We start from the raw sequence: 11,334 nt of genomic DNA, 5'->3' as shown, positions 1-11,334 counted from the left end.
GCCGACGCCGCCGCTGCGGTCGACGCTGGTCACCAGGCCGATGCGGCCGTCCTCGCGCGGGTTGCCCTCGGACGGGTTGTCCTCAGCCCAGGCCAGCAGGCCGGCGACCTGGAGGCCGGCGGACGCGGCGCCGGTGTCGCCGACCAGCTCGATCAGGTCGAGGTCCGTGGCGGGGACGGCATCGAGCAGCGCGGCGACGGCGGCGGACTCTCCGGCGCCCTCGGCGCCCGGCGCGCCGCAGCGGGCGACCACCGCCACCTGCTCCGCGCCCACGCCCGCCCGGCGGAACGCCCGCTCCAGGCAGGCCGAGAGCGCGGCCCGTACGTCGTCGCGGATCACCACGCCCAGCTCCACGGCCAGCACGTCGGCGAGCACCGGCTGCCCGGCCTCGGCGCCCGGCGCGGCCTGCGGCTCGACCAGCAGCATCGCGCAGCCCTCACCGAGGGGTGCGCCGCCGGCGGCGACGCCGGCGCCCGAGTGGTGCTCCAGCCACGCCCTGGCCGTCGAGTACTCCTCGGCGGCACCGCACAGCACCGTCTGCGCGCGGCCGGCCGCCAGCAGCCGGCGTGAGTAGTTCAGCGCGTGCAGGCCGGCCGTACGGCCGCCGGCGATCGTGGTGTTGGGGCCCTGGAGCTGGTACCAGATGGCGCTCTGGCCTGCGGCGCAGTTCATCACCGTGTTCGGGAAGCGCGCCGGGTCGACGAAGAACGGCTGCTCGCCGGTGAGGGAGTCCCGGGTGAAGTCCATCATGCTCTGCGCGCTGCCGGTGGTCGTGCCGAGCGCGAGGGCGGCACCTTCGCCGGTGCCGACGGCACGGTTGCGCTCGGTGTCGTCGAGCAGGGCGCCGACGGTGGTGACGGCGAGGCCGGTCACCCTGTCCATCGAGCGGGTGCCCTTCCGGCCGAGGACCGCGCGCACGTCGAACGACGGCACGGTACAGGCTTCGTCGGCCGGGCCGGCGGCGCCGGTGCCGGCGACCGGCTCGGGGCGGCCGGCCGTACGGCGGCGCTCCCGCAGCCCGGCGCGGAAGTCGTCGCGACCGATGCCGAACGGCGACACGGCGGACCAGGCGGTGATGACCGGGTGGCCGGCGGCGCCCCGGGGGGCGGCGGCCGTGGCCGGGGCCGTTGTGGTGGTGCTCATGGGCGCCACGTTTCCCTTCCGTTCACAGGTAGAAGACCATTCGGTACTCGGGCCAGCGGGCGGCCATCTCGCCGTCGGCGACGGTCCGTACGCCGTCCAGCAGCCGCACGGGCACTCCGGCGGGCGGCTTGTCGCCGTCCATGGCCGGGGCGGTCTCGTCGGGGGCGAGGGCGGCCTCGTGGAGGCCGTGGGCGGCGAGGGCGTCGCGCTCGGCCCAGACGCCCACGCCCGCCTCGATCAGCGCGCGCAGGTCGCGCCGGGGGTCGCTGAGCGTGTCCAGCGTCCGGCCGCCCATCCGCAGCGCGGGCACGGGCGGCGCCTCGATGCCGTAGGTGACCGCGCGGCCGCGCAGCAGGATGTCCAGCCCGCCGAGCTGCCGGTGCAGTTCGGTGGCGAGGTAGAGCGAGTCGAAGAACTGCTTCTCCAGCGCTCCCCGGTAGGCCTTCTCCACCAGGGCCAGGGCGTGTGCCATCAGATGACCCCCACCATCAGCGTGCGGTCGGCGGCGGCGACGTTCGCCGCGTAGCCGGCCGGCGGGCGGAGCACCACGGCCGGCAGGTGGTCGTCCGCGCCCCGGTCGTCGCTGCAGAAGCGGCAGCCGTACCAGCGCAGCCGCTCGGGGAACGTGTCGAGCAGGTCCTGGACGAGCCCGGTGGTGGACGGGTAGGCGGTGTTCCAGTCGGCCAGGTTGCGCGGCTTCTCCGTGCCGAGGGAGCGCTGCGTGAGCAGCGTGGCGTAGCCGCACGTCCACACCGCCACCGAATTGCCGCGCTCCAGCAGCGCCTGGACCAGGCGGAGCGCGCTGGTCGTGCGGTCCGACTCGTGCGGTGCGCCCATGAGGGTCACCAGCACGTCGCTGTGCGGGATCTTCCTCGCCATGTCAGTGCCACACCACCTGTACGTCGGGCCGCACGACAAGCTCGGCCAGCTCGTCCATGTCGGCGATCCGCGCCCCGGGGCGCAGCGGTATGCCGGCCAACCCGCGCTGCTCCAGGGAGAAGCGGTCGACGAGCAGCCGGCCGCCCGCCCGCTGGAGCTCGTCGAGCGCGGTGTCCGACTCGGGGCGGGCCAGCACGCTGGCGTCCTCGATCAGGTACATCAGCACCGCGCGGCCGGCCCGGGCCTGCGCCACCGCGTCGCGGCGCAGGCCGGCGTCCACCGGGGCGCACCAGCCCTGGCTCTCGATGAGCACGACCTGCGGCGGCCGGTCGTCCGCCGGCGCGGCGGCGCCGCCGTCCGCCCCCGGGGCGGGGTTCACCAGTGCCTCGGCGCCGCGCCCTTGACGCCGTCGCCCCTGACGGCGTCCAGCACGCGCTGGTCGAAGTTCTCCAGGCTCCAGTCGCGGCGGTTCCTGATCACCGCGTAGCCGTGCACGATCGTGCCGGTGGCGGTGCGCAGCAGCTCGCCGTCGCGGATGACGTAGAAGTTCATCCGGGAGGTGTAGGTGAAGTCCTTGAAGACCTCCTCGACCTCGTAGGTGATGTAGAGGTCCTCCTCCATCATCGCCTCGTCGAGAACGGTGATCTCCGAGCGCGGCACCACCGGGATCCAACGGCGGTCGTCGAGCAGCGTCTTGATGGAGATGCCCCGGTCGGCGACAAAGCGGTCCTTGCCCTCCTCCATCAGCCGCAGGTAGCCGGACATCTGCAGGCGCTCGGTGAAGTGGCAGTAGGGGTAGGGGATGTGCCACGTCCAGCCGTAGGCGTTCTTGCCTTCCAGGAGCTGGTCGAGGATGCCGTCCTCGCTGTCGAACGGGACGCGGGGCTCGGCCTCCCGCTGCTCACCGAGGCGGCCGACCACGAAGGGCGCCAGCTCGGCCGGAACCTCGCCGGCGGAGTCGAGGTAGGTGTCGATCCGCAGCGAGACCCTGACCTTGGCGGTGACGGCCTTGTGGACCACGCCGTCCCGCTCGACGTTGATCGTGACGCGGAGACCGAGGGTGCGGTCGTCGTCCTTGCCGGCCCTGCCGGCCTTTCCGGGCTTGCCGGTCTTGGCGGCCGGCTCGACGACGGCCTCGGCGAGGTCGTCCATGTGGAAGGCGTGCAGGATGCGGGTGTCCAGGGCGACGATGTCCAGGCCCAGGCCGTGCTCCTCGTAGAGGGCGCGGGCCGGCATGCCGACCTGGCGGAAGTGGTCGAGCACGGCTTCCTCGACCATGTAGTTGACGTGCTTGAAGCCGATCCAGGTGCAGATGTTGGAGCCCTCGTAGCGGGGCCGGACCTGGACGGTGGTCTGTTCGTTGAGGAGCGCCTTGACGGCGGCCTCGGTGACGACGGTGCTTGCTGCGGTCATCGGCGATGCTCCAGTGCGGTGACGGGGACGGCTCCGCGTGGTGCGGGGCCCGTCCCGAGTGGTTCGTGTGGTTCGGGTGTGCTGGCTGGTCCGGAGGTTCCCGGGCCGGACGGGGCGGGGCCGCCGGTCGGGGCGGGGCGGCTGAGGGAGTCGACGAAGGAGGTGACGCGGGAGGCGAAGCGCTCCGCCGCCTCGATCATCGGGAAGTGCCCGCAGCCGGTGAGGACGTGGACGTCGGCGTCCGGCAGGGCGGCGGCCAGCGTTCTGGCCTCGCCGGGCGGCGCCGCGAAGTCGTGCTCACCGCCCAGCACCAGGGCCCGGGTGGTGATCGCGGACGTCCGCAACAGCGGTGTGCGCAGGTACAGTTCGAAGAACCGCAGCCAGCCGTAGGGGCCCACGCGGTCCCGGACGCGCTCGGCCATGGCGGCCTGGAGGTCGGCGGGCAGCCGGCCACCGGAGTGGACCCGCAGCCCTTCCTCCATGATCAGGTGGAAGTCGTTCAGGTAGTAGCTGATGGTCCGCCAGTCGAACTCCTCGGCCGAGCGCCGGTAGAACGGCGACACCAGGACCAGGGCCCGTATGCCGTACCGGGCCAGAAGGCCGCCGCCCGCCCGGCCGTCGCGGTCGAGCAGGTCGAGCAGCACGTTCGCCGACATGGAGTGCGCGACGACGACGTCCACCGCGCCGGGGGCCGCTTCGAGGGCCTCCCGCAGCCGCTCGGTGAGGTCGACGTCCGCGCCCCAGTCGGTGACCCCCTCGGCGCTCCACGGCAGGCTCGCGGACCAGATCTCGTGGCTTGCGGGCAGCGCCGGCAGGCAGGCGTCCCACACGCTCTCGTTCTCGGCGAGCCCGTGCAGCAGCATCATCCGCGGGGCGTCCGGGGCGGCGGCGCGCCGGAGGGTGACCGTCGACTCCGTTGGGGACATCAGGTGTTCTCCGGCTCCCGCAGCGTCAGGCCGGCGCAGGCGTCGTCGGCGTCCGTGCCGCAGACGGCCCAGACGGGCCCGCTGCCGCCGTCCTCGTACCAGCCGATCGCGGCGGCGACCTGGAGGACTCCCAGCGCGCCGGACGCCCGGCCCAGGTGCTGCGGCAGCGCGGCGCGCGCCGCGCCCGGCAGCAGCTCGGCGGCCGGCGCGGAGGCACCCTCCGGGAGCTGCCAGCGGACCGGGGCGGGGGCGCCGCCGGCGGCCAGCCGCTCGACCAGCGGCCGCAGGCCGGCGGTTCGGACGTAGTCGCCGAGCCGGGCTCGGGTCCGGACCCCGCGCGCCCGGGCCGCGTCCGCGCTCTCCAGCAGCAGCGCGGCGCCGCCGTCGACGGCGCGGGTGACGCCGTCGGGCTCCAGCAGCCGGCGGACGACGTTGTTGTCCGGCTCGACGCCGATCACCAGCACCCGGGGCACCCGCCCGGCGGATATCAGGGTGAGCGCCCAGTGCACGGCGTCCAGCCCGGAGGTGGCGCCGTTGCACACCATCAGGTTGGGGCCGCGCAGGCCGTACCGGATGGCGGCGGAGGAGGCGACGACGTTGCTCGACGCGTTGGGCAGGTCCATCGGGCTGGTCGCGCTGACCGTGCCCTCCCGCAGGGTGTCCAGGGCGCGGGCGACCGTGTCGAGGTTGCCGTAGTTGGAGCTGACGACCACGCCGACGGCGTCGCCGCCGATCGCGGTGTCCTCCTCGTCCAGCAGCTCCGCGTCGCGCAGGGCGGCGGCCGTGAGGCAGTAACCGAGCTGGGTGGCGCGGTCCTTGTAGCGCAGTCCCTTGCGGCCCACCAGCGCGGCCGGCTCGACGGGCTCGGCGCCCTCGGGCGGGCCGGCGGCCAGGGCCTTGGCGGAGTCGGCTCCCGGCACGAGTACGGCCAGCCCGCTCACCACGACGTCGACGCTCATGCCGCCGCCTCCACTATCGCGACGGCGTTGATGCCGCCGAAACCGAACGCGTTCAACTGGGCCGTGGTCATGCGGGCTTCGGCCGCCTCGCCGGTGACCAGTCGGAACTCGGCCGCCTCGTCGACCGGGTTGTCCAGGCCGACCGTCGGCGGCACCCGGCCGTCGGCCAGCGAGGTGACGCCCATGGTGAGCCCGACCATTCCGGAGGCTCCCGAGGTGTGGCCGGTCATCGACTTGATGGCCGTCATCAGCGGGCCGCCGGCGTTCTCACCGAGGGCGTCGGCCATGGCGACGGCCTCCGCCTCGTCGTTGAGCAGCGTGCCCGTGCCGTGCAGCATGACCAGGTCGATGTCGGCGGGCTTGACGCCGGCGAGCTCGTACGCCTGCCGCATCGCCTTGGCGATGCCCTCCGGGGAGGGCGCGGTGACGTGGTACGCGTCGCAGTTCACCGCGACACCGCGCAGCGTGGCGTGGACACGGCGGTCGCCCGCCTCGCGGTGCAGCACGACGGCGGCGGCGCCGTCGCCCATCAGCACGCCGGTGCGGTCCCGGTCGAACGGCCGGACCCGGTCCGGCGGTGTCGGGTGGACCCGCTCCAGCAGGCCGTACATGCTCTCGGTGAGGACGTCGACGCCGGCGACCACCACGGCATCGGGGGCGTTCCCGCTCTCCTGGGCCAGCAGATCGCAGCCGAGCGCGAGGGCGTAGAGCGACGCGGAGCAGGCGTTGGAGAAGGTGTGGGTCACGTCGGCGTTGAACCGCTCCCGCAACGCTGTGCCGAAGTGCAGCCCGACGTCGCGGAACTCGCCGCCCTCCCGCCACCACAGCTCCATCGAGCGCAGCTCGCGCAGGCCGGTGCCGATGAGGACGGGAACGCCGCTCAGGTCGTCGCCGAGGCCCGCGTCGGCGGCGGCCTGGCCGATGGCGTCGACGAGCAGCGCGGTGGCGCGGGCGGGCACGTCAACCCCCTCGGCGGGGCGGTCGTCCACCTCGTAGGCGTGCTGGGCGCGGAACCGGGTGCGGTCGAAGCCACGCAGCTCCGCGCGCCCGGTCCGGCCCTCGCACAGGGCGTCGAACAGCGGTCGCACGCCCCGCCCGACGCTGGTGACCACGCCCATCCCGGTGATGGGACGGCTTGTCATGCTTCCTCCTCGGGGGCACGTTCGGGCTCGTAGAGCCCCAGCAGGACGGCGGCGTTGTTCCCCCCGAAGGCGAGGCCGTTGTTCTGGACGACCCGCAGGTCGGCCTCGACGGCCTTGTTGGGGACGCAGTCGACGTCGCAATCCGGGTCGGTGTTCTGGTGGTTGATCGTCGGCGGGACGAAGCGGTTGTCGATGGCGAGGGCGCAGCCGATGGCGGCCAGCGCGCTGGCCGCGCCCATGCTGTGGCCGAGCATCGACTTCATCGAGACCGTGCGCGGGGGGCGGTCTCCGAAGACCTGCCGGATCGCGCCGGCCTCGGTGATGTCGTTGGCCTTGGTGCCCGTGCCGTGCGCGGAGATCAGGTCGACCTGCTCCCGGGAGACGCCGGCGTTGTCCAGCGCGAGCTCCATGCAGCGGGCGACACTCGCCTGGTTGGGCGCCACCTGGTGGTGGGCGTCGCAGTTGAGGCCGTAACCCAGCACCTCGGCGTAGATGTGCGCGCCGCGCTCCAGCGCCGACTCCAGCCGCTCCAGGACGAGCACGCCGGCGCCCTCGCCGGTCAGGATGCCCTTGCGGTCCACGTCGAAGGGCTGGCAGCGGTCCGGGGCGATCGTGCCGAGGCGGTAGAAGCCGGTGAACGTCTTGCGGCACATCGCGTCGGCGCCGCCGCAGAACGCGTACTCCGCCTCGCCGGAGCGGACGGCGTCGAAGCCGTAGCCGATGGCGTAGTTGCCGGCGGCGCAGGCGGTCGGGACGGTGACGGCCTCGACGTCGGCCAGCTCCAGCTCCTGGGCGACGGCGACCGACAGGCGGGCCGCCGGCACCCTCCTGGCCGCGAGCGGGTCGAACCGCTCGGGGCCTTCTTCGAGTTCGGTGGCGACCAGCTGGTCGAGGTCGTAGGACTCGCCGTCCGTGGTGCCCACCGAGACGAGGCCGCGGCGGTCGCGCAGGGCGGCCGCGTCGAGCCCGGCGTCGTTGAGCGCCATCCTGGCGGCGGCCACCGAGAACTGCGTCGCCCGGCCCAGGTGTTCGGGGTCGAGTGTGCGTATCCACTCGTGCGGGTCGAAGTCCGTGATCTCGCAGCCGTTCGCGTGGGCAAAACCCTCGGTGTCGAACACCGAGATGGGTCGCGCCCCGCTGCGGCCCTCACGGAGTCCCTGGAGGAACTCCTTCACGCCCAGACCGATACTGGAGACCACTCCGAGCCCGGTGAGGACCACCCGGTGCGGACCCGCCCCCGGTCCGCTCACCGTTGAACCAGCTGAACCAGCGCCGTGCGCTGCCGACATGCCAACCCTCCCTGTCCACCGTCCCGACCGGCCGGCCGCCCGCGGGCGGCCCGGGCCGTCACCAGCCGGCCGACTCCGACACGACCTCGTACACGCCCTTGAGGTTCACCATGCGGGGCAGCTCGGACTGGTTGATGACGCAGCCGAACTCCTTCTCGAGGGCGGCGAGAATCTCGATCGCGCGGAGCGAGTCGGCGCTGTGGTCCTCCTTGAAGAGGCTGGTCTCGGTGACCTCGTCCTCCTCGATCTCAAGAATGTCGCAGACGATCTCCTTGATGACCTCAAGGCGTTCTTCACGGGTTTCGGCAGCCATCGCCTTACCTTTCTCAGATTGCCGCATCGGCAATTCCCGGTGGTTCCGAGAAATTTCTAAGCGATGGCCGGAAGCCCCGGCAAGGCGTTCGTCAGCAAGCTGCCACCCTCTTTCCGAGGCGACGGAAGAGCTGAATTCCCGGGTGCCGTCGGGGACTCCACGCGTCAGATGGGGGACATCCTCGGCGCGGCCGGGAACCGGGGAAAGAGCGTCGGGACACGGCGGCTGCGAGAACGGGGTGAGGCAGGGGGCCTCGGAGAGGGGGTGAGCTGCGGGCGGTTCAGGAGAGCGCGGCGGGCGCGTCGTGGCAGTCGACGGGGACGTCCGGCGTGATCCGGCGGACGAGGCCGGCCAGCGTGCGGCCGGGCCCCAGTTCGACCAGCCGCCGGCAGCCCAGCCGGCCGGTGAGCGTGTGCACGCTCTCCTCCCACCGCACCGGCGAGACGAGCTGCCGCGTGACCAGTTCCGGCCAGTCGTCGGAGCCGCCGTACGGCCTCGCGTCGACGTTGGCCACCACCGGCAGCCGGCCGGGCCGGAACGAGGCCCGCTCCACGGCGGCGCGCAGTTCCTCGGCGGCCGGCGCCATGAACGGGGAGTGGAAGGCGCCGCCCACCGGCACCCGGATCAGCTTCGCGCCGAGGTCCGGCGCCCGCCGCTCGGCGAAGGCGACGGCGTCCTCACCGCCGGAGACGACCACCTGGCCGGGCCCGTTGACGTTGGCCACCCACAGCCCGTGCCCTTCGGCCGCCGCCTCGGCGACGAGCTTCTCCGCCTCCGGCAGCCCGGCCCTGACCAGCACGCCCATCGTGCCCGGCCGGCTCTCGGCGGCCTGCCGCATGGCCCGGCCCCTGGCCGTCACCAGCGCGACGCCGTCCCGCAGGCCCAGCACGCCGGCGGCGGTCAGGGCGGTGTACTCACCGAGGCTGTGCCCGGCGCAGGCGACCGCGCCCGCCAGCAGGCCGGCGTCCTCCGCCTCCCGCCAGGCGAGCAGCGAGACCGTGTAGACGGCCAGTTGGGCGAGGTCGGTGCGGCGCAGCCGCTCGCCCGGGGTGCGCAGCAGCAGCTCCTCGACGTCCACCGAGGAGTACTCGGAGACCTCGTCGACAAGCGGCCAGGCCGGGCTCTCCCGCCAGGGCTCCCCCATCGCCTCGCGCTGTGTTCCCTGACCGGGGAACACCAGACCGATCGGCTCCGCGCTCATCTCTCCCGCACCTTCCCCCTGGTAGCCGCGCTCGCAAGCGGGGACGGCCCGGCGGGCCCGCCCCGGGCCTGTCTAGCCGTCGGCGACCGGGGCGGGCAAGCGTGCTTCAGGAAGCTGCCAACCCCGATGGGACGGCGCGGTTTCCGCGGGGTGTGGCGGGCGGCGGACGGCGGGCGCCGGGGTCAGGCTCCGGGCGCGCCGGGAGCCTCGGCGGCGACCGGGCGGCGGCCGGCGCCGGACGCTGCGGGTAACAGGCCCAGCTCGGCGGCGCGCACTCCCGCCTGGAAGCGGGAACTGGCGCCCAGCAGCGTCATGATCTCCGCGACGTGCCGCCGGTACGTGCGGACGGAGACCGCCAGCTCACGGGCGGCGACCTCGTCGGTGACGCCGGCCTGGAGGCACTCCAGGATGCGGCGGGAGGTCCTGGCCCGGTTCCGGTCGCCGAAGTCGACCCTTTCCCCGACCGCCACCGCGTGCCGCCACAGCCCCTCGAAGAGCATGCCGAGCGTGCTGATGACCGTCGCCGCCCTGATCACCGAGACCTGGCGGCCGACCGCCGAGGGCGCGGTGACCATGGCGGCCTCGTCGTCGACCAGCATGGCCTGGAGCATCGACATCCGCGCCACCCTCACCTCGGTGGCCGGGTGCGCCAGCAGCGAGCGGTGGATCAGGCCCATGTCGAGCACGGCCTGGGTGCACAGCAGTCGGACCCGTACGTCGGGTTTCTCGGAGACGAGCACCGCGCCCGCCGCCCGCACCACGTCGACGTACTCGGCGTCGGCGAGTACGACGTCTATCGTCCGGCGGGCGGCGCCCACCAGGCGCAGCGAGGCGTCCATGACGTCCTCCCGCGCCGCGCCGACGGCCGTGATGAGCGAGTCCTGGACCTTGCGGTGACGGTGCTTGGCGACCGTCGCCTCGATCAGCTGCCGGGCGGCGAGCAGTGCCGCCTCGACATCGTCGCCGAACTCCTCGGGCTGCGGGTGCGCGCCGGGCGGCTCGCCGTCCGCCGCCGGTACCGGCACGATGGCCTCGTTCACGCTCGCCCCACTCCGCCCAGTCCGGCGCCGGTGACCGTTCCCCTGCGGGGGAGCAGCCCGAGTTCGACCGCGCGCACCCCGGCCTGGAACCGGGAGCTGACACCCAGCTCCTTCATCACCGCGGCGACGTACCGCCGGTACGTCCGCAGCGAGACCTGGAGTTCGCGGGCGGCGACGTCGTCCGTGTGCCCCTCGCGCAGCCGTTCCAGCACGCGCTGGGCGGAGGGGGTGCGGAGCAGCCGCTCGCTGAGCCGCAGATGCTCGGCCAGCGGGCGGGCGTTGGCCCAGGAACCGGCGAAGAGCAGGTCGAGCGCCCGTACGGAGGCGGTGTCCTTGATGATCGCCGCGCTGTCGGAGTGCTCGGGGCCGGACTGGATGAGCGCCACCCGGCCGTCGACGATCAGCGCCTCCCGCAGCTCGCTGTCCACCACCCTGATCTCGCAGCGCGCGGCCCGTAGCGCGCAGGCGCTGGGCACGCCGGCGCTCAGCGCGCGCGGCGTGCACAGGAGGCGCACCACCACGCCGCCGGCGGCCGGTTGCGGCGCCCTCCGCGAGGAGGGGACGACCACCCGCCCGGTGCTGCGGGAGGAGCCCGCGGCGAGCGGGGCGGCGGACTTCTCCGGTGGCTCGGCGCGGCGGCCGGTGAGCGCGGCGAACACCGCCTGAGACTGCTCGCCGTCGCCGGGCAGCGAGGCGGAGACCGAGTGTCGCGCACGGCCCAGGAGTCTGGCCACGGTGGCCCCCGCCTCGGCGTCGTCGGCCCGTATCACCAGGGCGTCCCGCGCCGGGCGGTCCCGGTGCAGCGACATCGTCGAGTCGATCAGCTCGCGGGCCTGGAGCAGGGCCTGTTCCATCCGGTCCGCGGACGCCGCCGGGTCGTCCGGGACGCCGGGCATCCCCGCCGGGCCGGGCACGCCGGCCGCCGGCTCGGTGCCGCCCGCCCTGGTACGGGCGTGGCGCCGGCCTCCTCCCGGGTCGCGCGGCGGCCACACGGAAGCACTCATTGCGTTGATCACAATTCCCCCTGAG

General features: G+C 73.9%; 13 protein-coding genes. All 13 read right to left on the bottom strand.

Going from position 1 to position 11,334, the window contains the following annotated elements; all coding sequences use genetic code 11:
• Window positions 1-1,143: beta-ketoacyl synthase N-terminal-like domain-containing protein (locus GL263_RS01785; RefSeq protein WP_182853737.1), on the bottom strand; the 1,143-nt coding region annotated here is incomplete at its 3' end.
• 22 nt (window positions 1,144-1,165) lie between these two features.
• Window positions 1,166-1,615 (bottom strand): hypothetical protein, encoded by a 450-nt coding sequence (locus GL263_RS01780; RefSeq protein ID WP_182853736.1) that lies wholly within the window; start codon window positions 1,613-1,615, stop codon window positions 1,166-1,168.
• The gene (locus tag GL263_RS01775) at window positions 1,615-2,022 is read right to left on the bottom strand and encodes a hypothetical protein (RefSeq protein ID WP_182853735.1); all 408 of its coding nucleotides are present in this window, start codon (window positions 2,020-2,022) and stop codon (window positions 1,615-1,617) included. The genes GL263_RS01780 and GL263_RS01775 overlap by 1 nt, the downstream gene beginning before the upstream one ends.
• Window position 2,023: 1 nt before the next feature.
• Complete coding sequence (locus GL263_RS01770; RefSeq protein ID WP_182853734.1) at window positions 2,024-2,401, bottom strand: hypothetical protein; 378 nt, start codon at window positions 2,399-2,401, stop codon at window positions 2,024-2,026.
• On the bottom strand, window positions 2,398-3,435 hold the full coding sequence (locus GL263_RS01765; RefSeq protein ID WP_182853733.1) for a thioesterase family protein: 1,038 nt from the start codon (window positions 3,433-3,435) through the stop codon (window positions 2,398-2,400). Before GL263_RS01765 ends, GL263_RS01770 begins: the two co-directional genes overlap by 4 nt.
• Window positions 3,432-4,361 (bottom strand): alpha/beta fold hydrolase, encoded by a 930-nt coding sequence (locus GL263_RS01760; RefSeq protein ID WP_228456017.1) that lies wholly within the window; start codon window positions 4,359-4,361, stop codon window positions 3,432-3,434. Before GL263_RS01760 ends, GL263_RS01765 begins: the two co-directional genes overlap by 4 nt.
• A complete protein-coding gene (locus tag GL263_RS01755) occupies window positions 4,361-5,320 on the bottom strand; it encodes a beta-ketoacyl synthase N-terminal-like domain-containing protein (RefSeq protein ID WP_182853732.1) in 960 nt (319 codons plus the stop codon). Before GL263_RS01755 ends, GL263_RS01760 begins: the two co-directional genes overlap by 1 nt.
• Complete coding sequence (locus tag GL263_RS01750; RefSeq protein WP_182853731.1) at window positions 5,317-6,462, bottom strand: beta-ketoacyl-[acyl-carrier-protein] synthase family protein; 1,146 nt, start codon at window positions 6,460-6,462, stop codon at window positions 5,317-5,319. Before GL263_RS01750 ends, GL263_RS01755 begins: the two co-directional genes overlap by 4 nt.
• Window positions 6,459-7,751, bottom strand: a complete 1,293-nt coding sequence (locus GL263_RS01745; protein WP_182853730.1) for a beta-ketoacyl-[acyl-carrier-protein] synthase family protein — start codon at window positions 7,749-7,751, stop codon at window positions 6,459-6,461. Before GL263_RS01745 ends, GL263_RS01750 begins: the two co-directional genes overlap by 4 nt.
• 58 nt (window positions 7,752-7,809) lie before the next feature.
• Entirely contained in the window at window positions 7,810-8,064 is a 255-nt protein-coding gene (locus tag GL263_RS01740) for an acyl carrier protein (protein WP_143645962.1), read from the bottom strand.
• Between the two features lie 280 nt (window positions 8,065-8,344).
• Window positions 8,345-9,265, bottom strand: a complete 921-nt coding sequence (locus tag GL263_RS01735) for an ACP S-malonyltransferase (RefSeq protein WP_182853729.1) — start codon at window positions 9,263-9,265, stop codon at window positions 8,345-8,347.
• Window positions 9,266-9,447: 182 nt separating this feature from the next.
• A complete protein-coding gene (locus GL263_RS01730; RefSeq protein ID WP_323379206.1) occupies window positions 9,448-10,305 on the bottom strand; it encodes a transcriptional regulator in 858 nt (285 codons plus the stop codon).
• Window positions 10,302-11,309: a helix-turn-helix transcriptional regulator gene (locus GL263_RS01725; RefSeq protein ID WP_228456016.1), complete on the bottom strand. Its 1,008-nt coding sequence runs from the start codon at window positions 11,307-11,309 to the stop codon at window positions 10,302-10,304. The genes GL263_RS01730 and GL263_RS01725 overlap by 4 nt, the downstream gene beginning before the upstream one ends.
• Window positions 11,310-11,334 lie beyond the last annotated feature (25 nt).

This window comes from Streptomyces durbertensis (genome assembly GCF_014156695.1).
GTDB lineage: Bacteria > Actinomycetota > Actinomycetes > Streptomycetales > Streptomycetaceae > Streptomyces > Streptomyces durbertensis.
The sequence above is the reverse complement of the archived record's forward strand: the minus strand, read 5'-3'. Positions and strand labels throughout refer to the sequence as shown.

Excerpts from the sequence above, each read along its gene's own strand:
- GL263_RS01725 (WP_228456016.1), bottom strand. The coding sequence starts at position 11,309 with ATGAGTGCTTCCGTGTGGCCGCCGCGCGACCCGGGAGGAGGCCGGCGC.
- GL263_RS01775 (WP_182853735.1), bottom strand. The coding sequence starts at position 2,022 with ATGGCGAGGAAGATCCCGCACAGCGACGTGCTGGTGACCCTCATGGGC.
- GL263_RS01765 (WP_182853733.1), bottom strand. The coding sequence starts at position 3,435 with ATGACCGCAGCAAGCACCGTCGTCACCGAGGCCGCCGTCAAGGCGCTC.
- GL263_RS01755 (WP_182853732.1), bottom strand. The coding sequence starts at position 5,320 with ATGAGCGTCGACGTCGTGGTGAGCGGGCTGGCCGTACTCGTGCCGGGA.
- GL263_RS01750 (WP_182853731.1), bottom strand. The coding sequence starts at position 6,462 with ATGACAAGCCGTCCCATCACCGGGATGGGCGTGGTCACCAGCGTCGGG.
- GL263_RS01735 (WP_182853729.1), bottom strand. The coding sequence starts at position 9,265 with ATGAGCGCGGAGCCGATCGGTCTGGTGTTCCCCGGTCAGGGAACACAG.
- GL263_RS01740 (WP_143645962.1), bottom strand. The coding sequence starts at position 8,064 with ATGGCTGCCGAAACCCGTGAAGAACGCCTTGAGGTCATCAAGGAGATC.
- GL263_RS01760 (WP_228456017.1), bottom strand. The coding sequence starts at position 4,361 with ATGTCCCCAACGGAGTCGACGGTCACCCTCCGGCGCGCCGCCGCCCCG.
- GL263_RS01745 (WP_182853730.1), bottom strand. The coding sequence starts at position 7,751 with ATGTCGGCAGCGCACGGCGCTGGTTCAGCTGGTTCAACGGTGAGCGGA.
- GL263_RS01780 (WP_182853736.1), bottom strand. The coding sequence starts at position 1,615 with ATGGCACACGCCCTGGCCCTGGTGGAGAAGGCCTACCGGGGAGCGCTG.